This is a genomic window from Paraburkholderia caribensis (genome assembly GCF_002902945.1).
GTDB lineage: Bacteria > Pseudomonadota > Gammaproteobacteria > Burkholderiales > Burkholderiaceae > Paraburkholderia > Paraburkholderia caribensis.
In genome coordinates this window covers 1369256-1386427 of record NZ_CP026103.1, presented here as the reverse complement: position 1 = coordinate 1386427, position 17172 = coordinate 1369256, and the positions used below count along the sequence as shown (strand labels likewise).

14 protein-coding genes are annotated in these 17172 nt (G+C 59.8%); 7 read left to right on the top strand and 7 right to left on the bottom strand.

What is annotated here, in order from left to right:
* Window positions 1–2 precede the first annotated feature (2 nt).
* The 3 genes from C2L66_RS35770 to C2L66_RS35760 form a co-directional block, all read right to left on the bottom strand.
* Window positions 3–1391, bottom strand: coding sequence for a cytochrome ubiquinol oxidase subunit I (locus C2L66_RS35770; protein ID WP_060608627.1), 1389 nt, complete (start codon window positions 1389–1391; stop codon window positions 3–5).
* A gap of 155 nt (window positions 1392–1546) precedes the next feature.
* Window positions 1547–3823: an FdhF/YdeP family oxidoreductase gene (locus tag C2L66_RS35765; RefSeq protein WP_060608624.1), complete on the bottom strand. Its 2277-nt coding sequence runs from the start codon at window positions 3821–3823 to the stop codon at window positions 1547–1549.
* Window positions 3824–4067: 244 nt separating this feature from the next.
* Entirely contained in the window at window positions 4068–6896 is a 2829-nt protein-coding gene (locus C2L66_RS35760) for an ATP-dependent Clp protease ATP-binding subunit (protein WP_060608621.1), read from the bottom strand.
* Between the two features lie 468 nt (window positions 6897–7364).
* Here C2L66_RS35760 and C2L66_RS35755 point away from each other — a divergent pair, with 468 nt between their 5' ends.
* The 4 genes from C2L66_RS35755 (at window position 7365) to C2L66_RS35740 (ending at window position 10607) form a co-directional block, all read left to right on the top strand.
* Window positions 7365–7763 (top strand): host attachment protein, encoded by a 399-nt coding sequence (locus tag C2L66_RS35755; protein ID WP_054930863.1) that lies wholly within the window; start codon window positions 7365–7367, stop codon window positions 7761–7763.
* Between the two features lie 295 nt (window positions 7764–8058).
* Entirely contained in the window at window positions 8059–8367 is a 309-nt protein-coding gene (locus C2L66_RS41015; RefSeq protein WP_158512192.1) for a hypothetical protein, read from the top strand.
* Window positions 8306–9577 carry an IS256 family transposase gene (locus C2L66_RS35750; RefSeq protein WP_409372583.1) on the top strand — a complete coding sequence of 424 codons (1272 nt, stop codon included), beginning with the start codon at window positions 8306–8308 and terminating at the stop codon, window positions 9575–9577. The genes C2L66_RS41015 and C2L66_RS35750 overlap by 62 nt, the downstream gene beginning before the upstream one ends.
* 787 nt (window positions 9578–10364) lie before the next feature.
* Window positions 10365–10607, top strand: coding sequence for a hypothetical protein (locus C2L66_RS35740; protein ID WP_060608618.1), 243 nt, complete (start codon window positions 10365–10367; stop codon window positions 10605–10607).
* 194 nt (window positions 10608–10801) lie between these two features.
* Here C2L66_RS35740 and C2L66_RS35735 read toward each other — a convergent pair whose 3' ends face one another.
* On the bottom strand, window positions 10802–12202 hold the full coding sequence (locus C2L66_RS35735) for a mercuric reductase (RefSeq protein WP_060608615.1): 1401 nt from the start codon (window positions 12200–12202) through the stop codon (window positions 10802–10804).
* Between C2L66_RS35735 and C2L66_RS42215 the strand changes: the two genes are divergently transcribed.
* On the top strand, window positions 12201–12335 hold the full coding sequence (locus tag C2L66_RS42215) for a hypothetical protein (protein WP_257722153.1): 135 nt from the start codon (window positions 12201–12203) through the stop codon (window positions 12333–12335). The two genes, C2L66_RS35735 and C2L66_RS42215, sit on opposite strands and share 2 nt — an antisense overlap.
* Here C2L66_RS42215 and C2L66_RS35730 read toward each other — a convergent pair.
* Window positions 12328–12867, bottom strand: a complete 540-nt coding sequence (locus C2L66_RS35730; protein WP_060610492.1) for a carboxymuconolactone decarboxylase family protein — start codon at window positions 12865–12867, stop codon at window positions 12328–12330. The two genes, C2L66_RS42215 and C2L66_RS35730, sit on opposite strands and share 8 nt — an antisense overlap.
* A 111-nt stretch (window positions 12868–12978) precedes the next feature.
* Between C2L66_RS35730 and C2L66_RS35725 the strand changes: the two genes are divergently transcribed.
* The gene (locus C2L66_RS35725) at window positions 12979–13962 is read left to right on the top strand and encodes an AraC family transcriptional regulator (RefSeq protein ID WP_060608612.1); all 984 of its coding nucleotides are present in this window, start codon (window positions 12979–12981) and stop codon (window positions 13960–13962) included.
* A gap of 54 nt (window positions 13963–14016) precedes the next feature.
* Here the strand turns inward: C2L66_RS35725 and C2L66_RS35720 are convergent, their stop codons facing one another.
* Entirely contained in the window at window positions 14017–15138 is a 1122-nt protein-coding gene (locus C2L66_RS35720; protein ID WP_060608609.1) for an NADH:flavin oxidoreductase, read from the bottom strand.
* Between the two features lie 105 nt (window positions 15139–15243).
* Here C2L66_RS35720 and C2L66_RS35715 point away from each other — a divergent pair, with 105 nt between their 5' ends.
* Entirely contained in the window at window positions 15244–16137 is an 894-nt protein-coding gene (locus tag C2L66_RS35715) for a LysR family transcriptional regulator (RefSeq protein ID WP_060608606.1), read from the top strand.
* A 110-nt stretch (window positions 16138–16247) separates the two neighbouring features.
* On the opposite strand, the gene C2L66_RS35710 is transcribed toward C2L66_RS35715, so the two are convergent.
* Complete coding sequence (locus tag C2L66_RS35710; protein WP_054930837.1) at window positions 16248–17165, bottom strand: LysR substrate-binding domain-containing protein; 918 nt, start codon at window positions 17163–17165, stop codon at window positions 16248–16250.
* Window positions 17166–17172 lie beyond the last annotated feature (7 nt).

The following is a 17172-nucleotide window of genomic DNA, read 5'->3' as shown; positions in this document are numbered from 1 at the left end:
GCTCATTCTCCTTCCAGCGCTTCGAGAGCGCGGTTGTGCAATACGGGATGCTTGCGTTGATCGCGGCGCTCGATGTGCTCGTCAGGACCACGCTTCATCATCATCAGCATGTAGTAGATGCCGACGCCGAACACCAGGAAATACACCAGCACGAAGATGAGCAGGGACACGCCCGCCTGCTGTGCATCGACCGGCGACAGAGAATCCACCGTGCGCAATACGCCGTAGACGGTCCACGGCTGACGGCCGACTTCCGTGGTGATCCAGCCGGCCAGCAGCGCCACGATGCCCGACGGTCCCATGCAGAATACGAAGTGCTGAAACCAGCGCGTCTCGTACAACTGGCCGCGTATCCTGAGCAGCAGACCGACCAGCGCCGTCAGCAGCATTAGCATGCCGAGACCCGCCATCAGCCTGAACGTCCAGAAAATAATGGGTGAATAAGGCCGGTCCTGAGGCGGGAACTCTTTGAGGCCACGAATTTCGCCATTCCAGCTATGCGTCAGAATCAGGCTGCCCAGGTGCGGAATCTGAATGGCGTATCGCGTGACTTCGGCGTCCATGTCGGGCAGACCGACCAGATTCAGCGCTGTTCCGCCTTTCTCCGTTTCCCATAACCCTTCGATCGCAGCGATTTTCGCGGGCTGGTACTTGCGTGTATTGAGACCATGCGCGTCGCCCACCAGGATCTGTATCGGCGTCAGCAGGAGCAATATCCACAATGCCATCGAAAAGCTGCGCATGACGGGCTTGTCGCGTCGGCCGTGCAGCAGGTGCCACGCGCCGCACGCCGCGACGATGAAGCCGGCCACGATGAAGGCGGCAATCGTCATGTGCGCGAGGCGATACGGGAATGACGGATTGAAGATCACCTTGAACCAGTCGACGGGCACAATACGGCCGTTTTCGATTGCATATCCTTGCGGCGTATGCATGAAGCTATTCGACGCGAGAATCCAGAACGTGGAAATCAGCGTGCCGACTGCGACCATCAACGTCGCAAAGAAATGCGCGCGCGGACTCACGCGATGCCAGCCGAACAGCATCACGCCGAGGAAACCTGCTTCCAGAAAAAATGCCGTCAATACTTCATAGGTGAGAAGCGGCCCGGTGATATTCCCGGCGATGCTGGAAAAGCCGCTCCAGTTGGTGCCAAACTCATAGGCCATCACCACGCCCGAGACGACGCCCATCCCGAACCCGACCGCGAAGATCTTCGACCAGAAAAGGAACATGTCCTTGTATGCGGTGTCGCCCGTCAGCAGCCAGCGCCATTCGAGCACGGCGAGAAAGCTGGCCATGCCGATGCTGATGGCGGGAAAGACGATATGAAACGATACGGTGAACGCAAACTGCAACCGGGCGAGATGAAAGGCGTCGAAGATTTCCATAATCGGTCAATAGCTCCCGTTGATGACGACATTTGCCGGATGACTCGCCAGGATCGATTGTGACGTGACCCGTATAACGTACTGAACGACAAGCCGCTACTCACGGAGCCTGCGGTTGTGTCCTCAAACCCCGTGCGCAAAGGCAACTGACAACGTCAACTCGCCGTCGCGCGCGTGACCTTGACTGGCACAGACTTGTAGGAGGGCGTGCCACACTCCTTGTCGATGTAGTCGAGCGGGACCAGAACGTTGGCTTCCGGGTAGTACGCGGCTACCGAGCCCTTTGCAATGGCATACACGATCGCGGTGATGTTCTTCATGCGCAACTGTCTGCCTGAGACGATAGTCTCGATGTCGACCAGGTCGCCATGTTCGAGCCCGTGCTCTTCGAGGTCGGATTCGTTCATGAACAGCACGTCACGCCGGCCGAATACGCCGCGATAGCGGTCGTCCATCGCATAAATGGTGGTGTTGTACTGGTCGTGGCTGCGTATCGTGATGAGCCGCAGTACGTTCTCTGCGCCGAGCACGTCCGCGTCTTCCTTGACGCCGTCATAGACCGAGAAGATCGCCTTTCCGGACGGCGTGGGCCACTGCCGCTCGGTTGGCGGCAGCGGGAGGCGAAATCCGCCGGGATGCCGGATACGTTCGTTGAACGCTTCGAAGCCCGGGACGGTCTGCTCGATCAGGTCGCGGATCTTGTCGTAATCGCCAATGAGTTCCATCCACGCTACCTTGCTGTTGGGTAGCGTCGCGCGCGCCATGCCGGCGACGATGGCGGGCTCCGAGCGCAGATGTTCCGACGCCGGGGTGAGCTTGCCGGCCGATGCATGAACCATGGACATCGAGTCTTCCACCGTCACCGACTGCTGACCTCCAGCCTGCATGTCGAGTTCGGTACGGCCGAGGCACGGGAACAGGTAGGTTTCCTTCGATACCAGCAGGTGAGTGCGATTGAGCTTCGTGCCGATATGGACGGCCAGGTCGAGCCCGGCCATGGCGGGAAACGACGCTTCCGGATCGGGCAACGCGACCGCGAAGTTTCCACCCAGGCAGATCAGCGCTTTCGATTTGCCTTCGATCATCGCCTGCATCGCCTGGACGGCATCATGGCCGTGTTCCGAGGGTGGGGTAAAGCCGCAGGTTTGTTCGATCAGCTTGAGAAACTCGCCGGACGGCTTCTCCGTAATGCCGACCGTGCGATTCCCCTGTACGTTCGAATGTCCGCGAAGCGGGCAGATGCCTGCACCTGGTTTGCCGAAGTTGCCGCGCAGCAATAACAGGTCGGCAATCAGACGGACGTTGGCTGTGCCTTTGTTGTGCTGTGTGATGCCCATCCCGTAGGTCACGATGGTCGCATTGGATTTCGCGTAGGCAAGGGCGACTTCTTCGAGATCGGGGCGCGTGAGGCCACTCGCCTTTTCGATATCGTCCCACGACGTCGCTTCGAGATCAGCGGCGAACGCGTCGAAACCCTCCGTGTGCGCGGCGATAAACTCGCGGTCGAGTACATTGCCTTGCTCCGCCTCCGTCTGAAGCAGTGCTTTCATGACGCCCTTCAGCGCGGCTGCATCGCCGCCTGCGTCAACCTGAAAATAGGTCGAGGCAATGCGCGTGGATGCATAGGTTGCCATTTCGAGGAAGTTCTGCGGATCGGCGAACCGTTCGAGCGCGCGCTCACGCAGCGGATTGAACACGATGATGGGAACGTTGCGCCGCGACGCTTCGTGCAGCGTTCCCATCATGCGCGGATGATTCGTGCCGGGATTGTGACCAATCGATATGATGAGCTCGGCCGAGTCGAAGTCTTCCAGCGAAACAGTTCCCTTGCCGATGCCGATTGAACGAGGCAAGCCGACGCTGGTCGGCTCATGACACATGTTCGAGCAATCAGGAAAATTGTTTGTACCGTACTCACGGGCAAATAACTGATACAGGTATGCCGCCTCGTTCGAGGCGCGACCGGAGGTATAGAATTCGACCTGGTCCGGCGAAAGCGTCCGCAGGATTTCACCTATGCGCGCAAACGCGTCCTCCCATTCAACAGCACGATAGGTATCCGTTGCCCGATCGTAGACGAGCGGATGGGTAAGGCGTCCCATGTCTTCCAGTTCGTAGTCCGATTTTTTCAACAAGGAAGTCACGGTGTTGCTGGCGAAGAACTCGGGAGGAACACGTTTGGTCGTCGCTTCCCAGGTGACAGCCTTTGCACCGTTCTCGCAGAACTGGAATGTGGAGCGATGTTCCTTGTCAGGCCACGCGCATCCGGGACAATCAAAGCCATCCGGCTGGTTGGTCCGCATGAGCGTAATTGGGGCGGAGATGCTTTCCATCTGCTGGCGGACCGCCTGAGCCGTGGCGCGGAGCGCGCCCCACCCACCCGCGGGTCCGTCATATGGGCGAATGCCTGGAACTTCGCGTCGTGTCGTCATCTCGCACTCCGTTAAGGTTTCCGAACCAGAAATTTATGCACCGATCGATGGCGTGGTGAGGTTTCTATTTCCATATACGGCTACGGTCTCGAGTCGAAAAGTTATTGACGAGTTGTGCGCTCTTTACACGAGCGCACAACCGATGTCTTTGCTTGTATAGATCGAGTGAAGAACGGGTAGGTCGGTTACAGGTTGAAAGTGATCTAATCGATAAGCACGCCATTGGAGACAACGCTCATGTGATTCACCTGGTATGTTTACCAGACTCTGTTGAACCACGCTTCTTACGTCCCTTGCTGGATGCGGAATCTGCGAGCGGTGTCTGCGCTTCGCCATCGGGCTGCGCATCGTGCCCGTTACCTGCTTTCGGTTTGTCCTTTGCCGGTTTCGATGCCGATGCGACCTTGTGGAATTTGACCTCACCACTGTCTTTGTCATAGGTGACGTCGGCGGTATCACCGGATCTGAGTGCATCGCCGAGCATTTCCTTCGCGAGCTTTCTTTCGATTTCCTGTCGAATCTGTCGCTTCAGTTCGCGAGCGCCGAACTCGGGCTGGTAACCCGCTTCGACCAGATGCTCGATGACGGAATCGTCGATCTTGAGCGTGATGCCTTGCGCGGCAGCAGTGCGTATGACGCGGTCAATCTGGATTTGAACGATAGAACGGATGTTCTCGCGCGACAGCGAGTGAAATACGATGATCTCGTCGAGACGATTCAGGAATTCGGGGCGGAAGTGACCCTTTAGCACCGTCATCAATTCGTCGCGCAAGGCCTTTTCGGTCATGCGAGCGGCTTCGGGCCGCTCCAGGTTTTCCATGATGATCGACGCACCCAGATTGCTGGTCGCGATGATGATCGTGTTGCTGAAGTCCACGACCCGGCCCTTGCCATCCGTCAGGCGTCCATCGTCGAAGACCTGTAGCAACACGTTGTTCACGTCGGGGTGCGCTTTCTCGATTTCGTCGAGCAGGATCACGCTGTACGGGCGACGCCGCACGCGTTCGGTAAGCTGACCGCCTTCGTCGTAGCCGACATAGCCGGGCGGCGCGCCGATGAGCCGCGCCACTGCATGACGCTCCATGTATTCGGACATGTCGATGCGGATCACCGCCTGTTCATCGCCAAATACGGTTTCGGCCAGCGCTTTCGCGAGTTCCGTCTTGCCGACGCCCGTCGGTCCGAGAAACAGAAAGGTAGCGATCGGCTTGTGTGTCTGACCGAGCCCCGCGCGCGACATACGCACCGCATCGCTCACGGCGATGACGGCATCGTCTTGCCCTACGACTCTTTCACGCAGCGTCTCTTCCATCCTGAGCAGTTTCTGGCGCTCTTCCTGCGTCAGATCGGACACGGGAATGCCCGTGAGGCGCGAGACGACCTCCGCGATCGCTTCGACGGTCACCTCCAGCGTCTCGGAGCCGGTTTTGCGTTGCCACGCCTCGGTCTGCTCATCGAGCGCCTTTTGTTTATCGTTGATGCGATCCTCGAAGCCTTTCGCCTCGTCGAAGCGTTTGCGCGACGACGCGTAATCCTGCTCACGCCTGAGTTGCGCAATCTCGGCTTCTAGTTCCTGAATGCCGGCAGGCCGCGAAGTCGCGCCGATGCGCACGCGTGCGGCGGCCTGGTCGATCAGATCGATGGCCTTGTCCGGAAGGAAGCGCGAAGTAATGTAGCGATCGGACAACTCGGCAGCGGCGACGAACGCATCATCGGCAAACGTTACCTGATGGTGCGCTTCGAGCTTGTCGCGCAGTCCGCGCAGGATGACGATGGTCTGCTCGACCGTCGGCTCCGGTACCAGTACGGGCTGGAAACGCCGTTCGAGCGCGGCGTCCTTTTCGATGTACTTCTGATATTCGTTCAGCGTCGTCGCGCCGATCAGGCTCAGTTCTCCGCGCGCGAGCGCGGGCTTGAGCACGTTTGCGATGTCGAGTCCGCCTTCACCGCCACCCTGGCCTGCGCCGACGATCGTATGCAGCTCGTCGATGAACAGGATCAGTTCGGCCTGTTTCGCAGTGACCTCATCGATCATCTGCTTTGCGCGCTCCTCGAATTCACCGCGATACTTGGCGCCTGCCACCATCGAATTGATGTTCACCTCGACGAGCCGCTTGCCGCGAAGCACCTCGGGCACATCGCCGTTCACGATCCGCTGTGCAAGGCCCTCGACGATCGCCGTCTTGCCGACGCCCGGCTCGCCGATCAGCACGGGGTTGTTCTTCTTCCGGCGCGCGAGCACCTCGATTGTGCTTTCAATTTCCTGTGCGCGCCCCAGCACCGGGTCGAGCTTGCCCTGGCGCGCCATTGCCGTCAGGTCGCGTCCGAACTTGTCGAGATTCGGCGTGCCCGTCGGCGTATCGACACGGCCGTCCTCGGCGCCCTTGCCGACGACCTTCACGACCTTCTGCCGCAGTGCCTCAGGCGTGACGCCATACTTTTTGAGCAAGGTGCCTGCAATGCTGTCGGGCACGGCCGCGAGGCCGATCAGCAGATGTTCGGGGCCGACGTACGAATGCCCGAGATCGCGCGACGCCTGAAACGCGTGTTGAAATGCCTTCTTCAGACGTGGGGAAATCGTCATCCTGTCGAGCGGCGTGTCGGCTTCGGCCGTTCCCGTCTGCGCGTGCTCGTCGATGTATCCCTTGATGTCTTGCGGCGACAACTTCAGTTCTTTCAACAGCGCGGCGACGATGTCGGTATCCGCGAGCACGTAGAGCAGGTGCTCGGTATCGAGTTCTTTCCGGCGCAGTTCGTGCGCTTTTTCGGCGGCTCGCTGTAGCAGTTCCAACGTCTGTTCACTAAAGGCGTCGGTTGCATCGACCGATTCGCGCGGCACTTCGGCGGCAAGTCCCGCTTCTTCGCCGTCACCATCGTCAAAGCCGCCGAAGAAGCGCGACAGGCCCGAGCCGCCACCCAGCAACGAGTCGAATGGGTTAACCATGCTCTGATGGCGCATCAATTGTCGGTAGTCGTAGTCGCATATCGACATGGTCTTACGTTCGCCGTTCTGCACGACGCTTACACGGGCCACGGCGGGACGGGTATGACAGATATCGCAGAGCAAGGGCATGGTGAAATTGCCTCCGTCATATGGAGCGTTTGCATCCATCCGCTGATACGCACGGATTTTTGCAGGACAGTCTTCTGCTCCGAATTGGTGTGCCAGCGAAAACTCATTCCCCCCGAGTCACAAAGCGAGCGAGGACGGCGTCGCGTGACCGGGCAGGTACTGTGTATATAGTCGATCGATACGTCGTCTCCAAGGCAAAACGCGGAGGCCACGGTCTCGCGCCGCCGGAGATACCGGTGAAGAAATTCTAGGGACTGGACAGGCCTGTGTGAATATCGGAAGTACCGATGATATGTATCGGCTCGCATTGCCCCGTTCCAGGTCGGTTCGATGCGGTTTTGCCGTGTCGGATCGCGATCGTTGCGCCATGATAGAGACGCGGGCTATCCACGCGAGGCAGTGCTGCGCGACGTTCACTTCTACAGCGAATGGTTGGTCAAATGCTTTGTTCTGTGAAGGAGATGTGCGATGAGCGATATTACCTGGGTGATTGTGGCTAATGGTGAGCGTGCGCGTGTTTTCCAGACGCAAGGGCTAGCGCTCGATTTGCAGGAGATGGAGGATCTGGTCAACACTGCAGGACGTGGAACCGGACTAACGGATAAAGAAGCAGAAGTGCTTGATCGGGGTGAGCAAAAGGAAAAACTTGAAGCGAAATTTTCGAAGCGTGTTGCAGACTACCTGGAACAGGGACGCTTGCATCAAAAGTATCATCGCTTGATCATCGCTGCCGAAGCAAAATTTCTCGGTATGGTTCGCGCGGACCTGAGCGAAGAAACGCAGCGATTGATATTCGAGGGGGTGAGCGATGACTTCTCGGAGCTTGACGTAGTTGAAATACAAAAGCGCCTCAGGAAGGAGCGATGAGACGAGCAGATACGCCCGCGCGGGATTGTATATTCTCCAAAACGGTTTTCATGGCCGGGAGCAACGGTGCGAAGTGACTGCTCCGCTCTGATACCGGCCCTTGAAACTGCGGCGACCGGACCGGCAGCAGCGGGTCGACTAGGGAAGTTCGGGGGTCGATCCAGGCGGCCCGTTCGTCGTCTGCCGATGGATTTCCGGGGTCGGCCAGAAGCGGTCGGTCGACGCCGACGCCTAGATCGTGGACAATTTCCGTGTCTGTCTCTTGATGAGCGAGTGGTGAGATAAGGGAAAGCTGATGGGACACAAGTTGGCCGATGATGAACTGGAACTGTACCGACGAGTGGACGAAGTTCTGTTCTATGTTTGGGACCCGGTTGGAGTCGCGAACAGCCCGGCGGCACGCGACGAATATTATGGGTACCTGCCCATCGTTTTCTCAATGCTGCAGGATGAGGGAGCGAATGCGTCGATAATCGCGGCATACCTGGGCCTATCCGTCATTTTGTGGGCGAGGCATATCATGAGAGGTAAAAGTCATGGATATGCCAATGAAGAAGAAACGCACGGTGGCGTCTCAGGCAGCGGCCCGAGGGCCGCTGCCTGAACTGCCCAAAGCACTGCTGGACGAGCTGGTCAAGGGGCCGATGACGCCGACCGAGGTGCAGGATCTGATGCTGGCGTTTAACAAGGCGATTATCGAACGCGCGATGGGTGCGGAGATGAATCTGCATCTGGGGTATCCACCGGGCGAATCCAAACCCGCTGGCCAGGCCAACGAGCGCAACGGCGCCAGCCGCAAGACGGTCATCACCGATCGTGGCGTCGTCCGGGTCGAGTTGCCGCGCGACCGCGACGGCAGCTTCGAGCCGATCCTGATCCCCAAACACGAACGCCGCTTCACCGGCTTTGACGAGCGCATCATCGCGATGTACGCGCGTGGCATGAGCGTGCGCGAGATCCAGGCCTTTCTGGCCGAGAGCTACGGCACCGAGGTGTCGCCCGATTTCATCAGCTCGGTCACCGACGAGGTGATGGCCGAAACGCTGGCCTGGCAGAACCGTCCGCTCGAGACGATGTATCCGGTGGTCTTCTTCGACGCGTTGCGGGTCAAGATCCGCGATGACGGTGTGGTCAGCAACAAGGCGGTGTATCTGGCTCTGGGCATTCAGGCGGACGGCCAGCGCGATGTGCTGGGCCTGTGGATTGAGCAGACCGAGGGCGCGAAGTTCTGGCTCAAGGTGTTCAACGAACTCAAGACCCGCGGCTGCCAGGACATCCTGATTGCGGTCGTTGACGGCCTGAAGGGGCTGACCGACGCGATCGGCGCAGCTTACCCGAAGACGGCGGTGCAGACCTGCATCGTGCATCTGATCCGCAACAGCCTGGAATACGCTGGCTGGAAGGACCGCAAGGCTGTCGCCCAGGCGCTGCGTCCGATCTACGCAGCTGCCAGCGAAGAGGCAGCGAAGCAGGCTCTGCAGGCCTTTGCTGATGGGCCATGGGGCGCGAAATACCCGACTATCGTGCAGTCCTGGCAGCGCGCCTGGGAGCACGTCACGCCGTTCTTCGTGTTTCCACCCGAGATCCGGCGGGTCGTGTACACCACGAACGCCATTGAGAGTCTGAACATGCAGTTGCGCAAGATCATCAAGACCCGCGGTCACTTCCCCAATGACGAGGCTGCAATCAAGCTACTCTGGCTGGCATTGCGCAACGTCCTGGCCAAAAACGTGCGCTCAGCCTTCGACTGGAAGTCAGCCATGAACCAGTTTGCTATTCTGTTTGGCGATCGATTTACGCAGGCGCGCGGCTAACGATTCCTTTAACCGCCTCGCCCACAAAAATGCGGACAGGCTCGCATACCTTGACACCATCGCGAGCGAGCGAATGGGGCTGGATGCGAATCCTGAACATTCCAACTGCGTCGCTCAATTGCTGCTCGACTGGAAAACCGAAGTCCGAACAATTTTTGCACGGCCGAAGTGAGCTCACGGACCAACTCAAGCCCTCAGCGTCAATGAGGCTCAGCTTCCACAAACGGCCTAAACAGTCACTCGACGTCAGTATCTGAATCGGTGACAATCGGGTCGCAGGCTTACGCTACGCATGAATTGGAGCGGTGCAAGATCGATAAATGGCTACGAACCGTACAAAAACTCGGCTGGCTGGCGAGCTCAATCGCTTCGTGCAGCAGTAAGCGCGCAAGGCTCAGGCTTCAGAGCCAAACGACCGGCAATACGATCGCAAGCTCGAAAGGAAAATGAAGCGCCTCTCCCCGTCCCAGCTATCCGCCCTTCTGTCTCAAGAAGACCAAGAGTTGGATGAGCCGGGGCATGAGAAAGGGTGAGAACGACCAGAATTGGACACTCGACGGGAATCCCGGAATCGTAAACAATCAGGCGATGGACCGTGAGATGAGGTTAAATTCAATCACGGCCAAATCCCGTCTCCACGCACGGACCCCATCCGCCAAACAGAATGACCTGGACGCCTCCACCTCAAGGCAAGAGCAACGCGCCAACGTGGTTAAAGACGAGCCTTACTCCGCTCTATCGTTTGCTATGCGGACTTTTAGTACTAGGCGCGCTTGTGCCCATTGTGATGCAAGTATTTGACATTCCGATTCCGTTCGATACGCCTCGGACGTTTTCGCTTTTTATCCTGGCCGGGGGCGTGCTCGCGCTCACACACGCCTTGCGCACTTGGCTTTTGCGCCTGCCAATCCCGACCCGATACTCCCAACCGGTGCCATATGGCTATCCAGGATGGCGCGGCTTTCTCCAAGCCCAGTTTGCTACAGGATTTTTCCTGTTTTTCTTCGGTGCGCTGCTGCTCCTGCTTTGAGTCGCAAACGTCGCCGAGTCTAATCGCCGCTTTGTAGAAAGATCGGTGTCTCTTATGGGTCGGTTCATAGCATTGATCGTCGGCTTCATTCCAGCAATCAGTGCGGCGCCTTATCCCACCGCGCGATGCCCATCACGGGGTGATGGGCATCCGATACAGCCGCACCTTTCTTTAAACCTGGCCTCCTGTCTTCCTCACTCGCCGGTTCGCTTGGGCACCCTTGACAGCAGCGGTCCAAGGCCTTCGGCGACGGTCAGATGAGAGATCACGGCATCCCGGAGTTTCTGGTACGGGAGATCCGCAATCATCGCTGTCTGCATGGCCGCCATCACTTCTCCAGCTTCCGAGCCGATCATCGTGAAGCCGAGTATGCGATCGTCGTTTGCGCTGACGAGCACCTTCATGAAGCCCTGCGTCTCGTCGGTCGCTTCCGTCCGCAGCACGTTGTTCATGGGAAGTATTGCGACACGAACGCCGATACCTTGACGTTGCGCATCGCTTTCGCTTAGTCCAACGCGCGCGAGCGGGGGATCGGTGAACAGCGTGTACGGAATCAGACGATCGCCAGTGCTGCGATTGCCGCCTGCCAGGTTGTCGCGCACGATTCTGAAGTCATCGACCGATACATGCGTGAATTGCGGACTGCCCGCGACTTCGCCAATTGCCCAGACGTCGGGTGCCGAGGTTTGCAGCCGGTCGTTCACCCGAATGTATCCACGTTCGTCGAGCTGGATGCCTGCTTGCTCCAGGCCGATGCCGGCTGTGTTGGGAACCCGGCCGGTGGCGACAAGAATGTCGCTTCCATCCAGAGTCCGGTCACCCGAAGGCGTGCGCACGACGACGCGGACATGCGTGCCCGAGCGGCCCTCGACGCTGACTATCCGTGCATCCAGCACGACATCGATTTCTTCCGCGCGAAGCATGCGCATCATCTCCGCGCCGACGTCCGCATCTTCGCGGGCCATCAGTCTTGCACCGCGCTCGATGATCGTCACGCGACTGCCGAAGCGCCGGTAAGCCTGCGCCATCTCCACGCCGATATAGCCGCCACCGAGGACGATCAGATGTGCGGGTGCACGGTCGAGATCCAGCGCGCCGATGTGCGTCAGCGGTTCGGCAGCGCGCAGTCCCGGGACGTCGGGAATCGCTGCGTGCGTCCCGACGTTGACCACGACCTGGCTTGCGCTGAGCGTACGCGTGCCGCCGCCGTTCAGTTGCACCTCGATGGTCTTCGGCCCGACAAAACGGCCGACGCCCATGATCAGCTCAGCGCCGCTCGATTCATACGCCTGCACGTGAAACGCGGCTTCACGTTCGACCATGCCGCGCTTGCGTTCGCGAACCTTTGCCATGTCGATGGTGACAGGTCCCGTAGTCGCGCCGAAGTCAGCGGCATGCCGCGCCAGATGAGCCACGCGCGCGCTCCAGATTTCGTTCTTGCTCGGCAGGCACGCGACGGCCGGGCACGAGCCGCCCACCCACTGCCGTTCGACCACGGCCACACGTTGTCCTGACCGGCCCAGATGCCAGGCCAGCAGTTTGCCGCCCTGGCCACTGCCGAGAATCAACGTATCGAACTGTTCAACCTGAGACATGACTTTCTCCAATCCAGCTAAGGGTGAATGCGCGACGATCGCGACAGGTCCGTCGGCGTCGGCGCGCCAGGTGTACGGCGCGGGCGGCACGTCATCGCGCCGCCTGTCCGCGCGTCAAAGCGACGTCATTTGACCGGCGGGAAATCGACGTCGGTGTCGTTGATGCGGTTGAAGGTGTTCGTGAAAATCGTCATGGCGATTGCCAGTGAGATTTCTGCGAGTTGCGTGTCGCTGTAGCCTGCTGCGCGAATCGCTGCGAGTTCGCTTTCGCCGATCGTGCCGCGGGTCGTCTGCAGGGTCAGCACGAAACGGATGAGGGCGTCGCGTCGGGCATCGCCAGTCGCCTGACCCGCGCGAATGTGCTTAAGCGCTTCGGGCGACAGCCCCGTCATCTTGCCCAGCATCACGTGCGCGGCGACGCAGTAGTCGCAGCCCGTTTGCTCGCTCACGAGCAGCTTGATGGTTTCCAGATCCTGCTTGCTCAGACTGCTCGATGCCAGCGCGCCTTCCGCGTCTAGCGCCGCATTCAATGTCGCGGGCGCGAGATGGCCGAGCGCCGCGAACAGATTCGGCACGCTGCCGCCGGCTATTTTGCGAACCCGTCCATAGACTTCGGCGGTGGCGCCCGTTGCGTTCTCGACTGCGGGGATGGCGATGCGACTCATGTTGGACCTCATTCAGTGGTGGTTAGGAGCCTCCACTTTAGGTGCGGCGAATGAGCTTGTTGAGTCCTTGAATCATCAATATCATGCTCAAAAGTATCACGCGGAGTCGCGATGTCACTTTCGCAAGATTGGCTGAGCCGTTTGCTCGGCATGATGACCGTGCACGGTCAACTCGAATTGCGCTGTTCGTATGGCGCACCGTGGGAAGTGATCTATGGCGATTCGGACCCGGGCGAGATGCCGTATCACATCATTCTCAGCGGGTCGGCCATTCTGGAGACGCCGGGTTCCGGCAAGCCGCAGCAGCTTTGCGCAGGCGACATCGTAATGCTGGCGCACGGCGGCGCCCACATGCTTCACGACGGTAGCGGCGCGCGGCCGAAGCGGGCGCACGAGCGCGCCGCACTGAACCTGACCATTAGCGAAAACAAAGGCACCGGCCCGCGTCTCGACATGCTCTGCGGGCGGATCATTCTGGCGCCGCCACATGACCGGTTCATCCGTGCGTATCTGCCTGCACGGCTTGTCACGCATACGTCGCCGACAAAAAGCGGTGTAAAGCACGGCACGGATGGTGCGGCCTACGAGCACTTGAACGGTCTCGTGGCACTCATGCGAGCAGAGGCGGGTGCAGACAATCTTGGCGGCTACGCGATGATGAATGCGTTATCGGCGGCGCTGTTTGCGCTGACGATGCGCGTGGCCAGCGAGTCCGATGAAGCACCTGTCGGACTGCTTGCGCTCGCAGGCAATCCGCGCCTGTCTCCCGCGCTCACGGCGATCTTCAGCGACCCGGCACGGGCATGGACGCTGCCGGAACTGGCGAACCTCTGCAGCATGTCGCGTGCAACGTTGATTCGTCACTTTCAGGACAAGCTGGGCCGTTCGCCGAATGATCTCTTGACCGATATCCGCATGGCGCTGGCGGCCAACGAACTGAAAAGACCCGGCATTTCGACCGAGGTTGTGGCCGAGACAGTCGGCTATCAGTCCGTCGCCGCATTCCGGCGCGCGTTCAGTCAACGTTTGGGCATGACGCCAGCGGACTGGCGTCGTTCGCAACGGGAGAAACAACATGCGGAGCTTGCAACCTGACGGCGGGAGCGTGCCGCAGAACGGTTGCGCGGCGCGCTGCCGCGCAAGCGGACGTTACGTTGAAGCGGCTATCTGCATTGCGAGTTCTTCGGGCTTGATGCTGGCGATCGGTTGAAGGATCGAACCGTCGAATGTACGGGGTTCGAGCCTGTTTGCGAGCAGTTTCGGCAGGTCGGGATTCGCCAGCGCGCCGCGTCCGACGGTCACCAGATCCGCACCGGAGGCCAGCGCGTGGTTGATACGCTCAGCCGTGTGCAAGCCGCCGTTTGCGATGACGGTGACGGCGGGCGCGTAACGGCGTGCCAGCGTCACGAGGCTATCGTGCGTGCCTTCGAAGGCCGGCTGCCAGGCCTCGAACTCCGTGACGTGAAGGAAGTCGATGCCTGCATCGGCAAGTGTGCCGAAGATCACTTCGGCATCCGCCTCGCCACCCGACCACCTGGAACCGAAATCGTTGACCTTGCTTTGTGAAATCCGGATACCCACGGGTACAGCATCTCCGATGCCGAGCCTGACTGCTTCGACAACATCGACGAGCAGTTGCACGCGAGCCTTCGTGTCGCCGCCCCAACGGTCAGTCCGGCGATTGGTCCCCGCTGTCAGGAACTGGTCGAGGAGATATCCGTTAGCGCCATGAATTTCCACGCCCTGGAACCCGGCGATATTCACGGCACGTCGTGCCGCGTCGACGAAGCCCTGAATCGCTTCGTCAATCTCAGCATCCGTCATCTGTTTCGGCTCAGCATAGCGTCCCTGGCCGAAGTAGAACTTCATCTGTTCGCCCTTGGGGCGGACGGCCGACGGTCCCACGGTATGGCTTCGATAAACGTTGCCTTGACTCAACGCCCCGGCATGCATGAGTTGCGCGAACACAGGGGTCCCATGCTCATGCATCTCGCGATTGAACGTCGACCATGCCTTCGCCTGTTCGTCGTCGGCCAGTCCTGGCTGAAACCGGTATCCTTGCGAGAACGCCTTGTCGGTGTAGATGCCTTCCGTCGTTACCAGCCCGAAACCGCCCTTCGCGAAGCGCTTGTAGTAGTCGAACATGGTTTGGGTCGGATGCCCGTATTCCGTGGCCGTGATTCGCGTCATGGGTGCGACGGCGATGCGGTTGCGTAATGCGATGCCATTGCGGTTATACGAAGAAAGGATGGGGGAGGTTGCGTCGCTCATTTCGCTGCTCGTCTGGTGAAGAAGGTGACTGCATGGTAGGCGTCGCGAGCGGCAGAAAACAGAGGTCGGCGCGTGAAGCCGCCCTAACACTTTTGGATATAGACGATGTTCCTCCCGGACGTTCAGACATTCCTCGCCGTTGCCTCAGCGGGCAGCCTGTCGGCGGCGGCTCGTCAGCTGAACGTGGTGCCCATGCAGGTGTCACGGCGCATCGCCGCGCTCGAAGAAGACCTCGGCGTGCGCCTCTTTCATCGGACCACTCGCTCCCTGACGCTGACCGCAGAAGGGGAGGCGTTTGTCCCTTACGCAAGGGCGATGGTGGCTGCGGAAGCCGGCGCGCGAGCTGAACTCAGTCCGTCGTCGGGCACTGCATCTGGCATATTGCGTTTGACCGCACCGAGTGGCTTCGGACAATCGGTCGTGTTGCCGATGTTGCCGGGACTGCTGGAGGCCAACCCGGAACTTCGTATCGACCTCGACCTTTCCGATCGCCAGGTCGATATCGTGGGGCAGGGGCTGGATCTCGCATTACGCATTGCACCGCTGGGAGATTCGGAACTGGTGGCCAGAAAGATTGCTCCGAATCCACGGCTTATTTGTGCTTCGCCCGGGTATCTGGAGAGGCACGGACGACCTGCGACGTCGGCGGAACTGGACCAGCATCGTTGTATCAGACTTGACTCGGTGGGAAGTTGGCCGCTCGTTGTCGACGGCAAGCTGATACGCGAGCGCATTGAAGGGTATGTCACCACGACCAGTGTGGAAGCGGCACGCACGGCGGCTGTGCAGGGACTCGGGCTCGCAATGCTGACGTACTGGGACGTCTTCAGGCAACTGGCCGATCATTCGCTCGTGCAGGTTCAACTGGAGGACGCCGCGATGGAAGACCTGTCAGTGTGGGCGGTCATCCCAAGCCGGCGATATGTGCCGAATCGGGTGAACATATTCCTCAGTGCGCTTCAGAAGGAAATCTCAGATCTGGCAGAAAAGTGCGGCTAGCTGTGCCGAGACCAGACTCCGGCGTCCCGCTTTTCCAATCTAACGTGCATCGGAGATAGAAGGCCGTTTGGTGCAGCTCACGCGTCACCGCGCAAGCCGTCGCTGTGCCGCTATGTATCTGCAGACATGGCGGGCGCCGCGCTTGAATGCAGCAGCGTCTTGCGGAATTGCTCGACCAGTGGTCTCAGGTTGACCCGATGCCACGCCGCCCATAGCGCCGTCCGATAACTGAACCACGAGACTTCACGCAGCACCACGCCAGCGGGCGCATGGCGCCGCAGGCTTTGCTGGATCATCGTGACGCCGAGGCCCGCCGCAACGAGTCCAAGTGCCGCGAGCGGCTCGGTGGCTTCCATCGCGATATCGGGTGTGAACCCGGCTTTCGCGCATGCTGCGATGAAATTGTCGTGGCGCAGCGCGCCCTCTTCATACATCACGGCAATCCACTTCTGCGCCGCCAGATCGTTCGGTGTGAAGCGCGACGCGTTCGCCAGCGGATGGTCCTCGGGAATCGCGAGCAGCATGGGATCGTCGAGTACCAGCGCCGATTCGAGGTCCGGGTCGTCCGAAGACAGTGGCTCGCAAACAAGCGCAATATCGAGGCTGCGCTGACGCAAGCCGGTCAGCTGATCGGCCGACCGGTAGCTGTAAAGGGCGATGTGCACGTCGGGCTTCTGCGCGCGTAGTTGCCGCAGCGCGCGAGGCAGCACGCCGGAGTGCATCGCGTTCTCCAGATAGCCGATGCATAGCCCGCCTTCGTCGCCGCGCCCAAGACGTCGCGCCAACGATTCCAGCCGTTTTGCGTGCGTCAGGAACGCCTGCGTTTCCGCAAGAAAGGTGCGCCCATCGGTAGTCAGCCGGATGCGCTGCTGCGAACGTTCGAATAGTGTAAGACCCAGATTTTCCTCGAGCTGGGCGATCTGGCGGCTCAATGGCGATTGCGAGATATGCAGCTTCTCGGCGGCGCGCCCAACGTGCTCCTCTTCGGCGACCGCGACGAAATAATGCAGTTGACGGATATCAAGCATATAAGAC

Excerpts from the sequence above, each read along its gene's own strand:
- C2L66_RS35720 (WP_060608609.1), bottom strand. The coding sequence starts at position 15,138 with ATGAGCGACGCAACCTCCCCCATCCTTTCTTCGTATAACCGCAATGGC.
- C2L66_RS42215 (WP_257722153.1), top strand. The coding sequence starts at position 12,201 with ATGACTTTCTCCAATCCAGCTAAGGGTGAATGCGCGACGATCGCGACA.
- C2L66_RS35765 (WP_060608624.1), bottom strand. The coding sequence starts at position 3,823 with ATGACGACACGACGCGAAGTTCCAGGCATTCGCCCATATGACGGACCC.
- C2L66_RS35750 (WP_409372583.1), top strand. The coding sequence starts at position 8,306 with ATGCCAATGAAGAAGAAACGCACGGTGGCGTCTCAGGCAGCGGCCCGA.
- C2L66_RS35755 (WP_054930863.1), top strand. The coding sequence starts at position 7,365 with ATGAGCGATATTACCTGGGTGATTGTGGCTAATGGTGAGCGTGCGCGT.
- C2L66_RS35730 (WP_060610492.1), bottom strand. The coding sequence starts at position 12,867 with ATGAGTCGCATCGCCATCCCCGCAGTCGAGAACGCAACGGGCGCCACC.
- C2L66_RS35740 (WP_060608618.1), top strand. The coding sequence starts at position 10,365 with ATGCAAGTATTTGACATTCCGATTCCGTTCGATACGCCTCGGACGTTT.
- C2L66_RS35715 (WP_060608606.1), top strand. The coding sequence starts at position 15,244 with ATGTTCCTCCCGGACGTTCAGACATTCCTCGCCGTTGCCTCAGCGGGC.
- C2L66_RS35735 (WP_060608615.1), bottom strand. The coding sequence starts at position 12,202 with ATGTCTCAGGTTGAACAGTTCGATACGTTGATTCTCGGCAGTGGCCAG.
- C2L66_RS41015 (WP_158512192.1), top strand. The coding sequence starts at position 8,059 with ATGGGACACAAGTTGGCCGATGATGAACTGGAACTGTACCGACGAGTG.
- C2L66_RS35725 (WP_060608612.1), top strand. The coding sequence starts at position 12,979 with ATGTCACTTTCGCAAGATTGGCTGAGCCGTTTGCTCGGCATGATGACC.
- C2L66_RS35760 (WP_060608621.1), bottom strand. The coding sequence starts at position 6,896 with ATGCCCTTGCTCTGCGATATCTGTCATACCCGTCCCGCCGTGGCCCGT.
- C2L66_RS35770 (WP_060608627.1), bottom strand. The coding sequence starts at position 1,391 with ATGGAAATCTTCGACGCCTTTCATCTCGCCCGGTTGCAGTTTGCGTTC.
- C2L66_RS35710 (WP_054930837.1), bottom strand. The coding sequence starts at position 17,165 with ATGCTTGATATCCGTCAACTGCATTATTTCGTCGCGGTCGCCGAAGAG.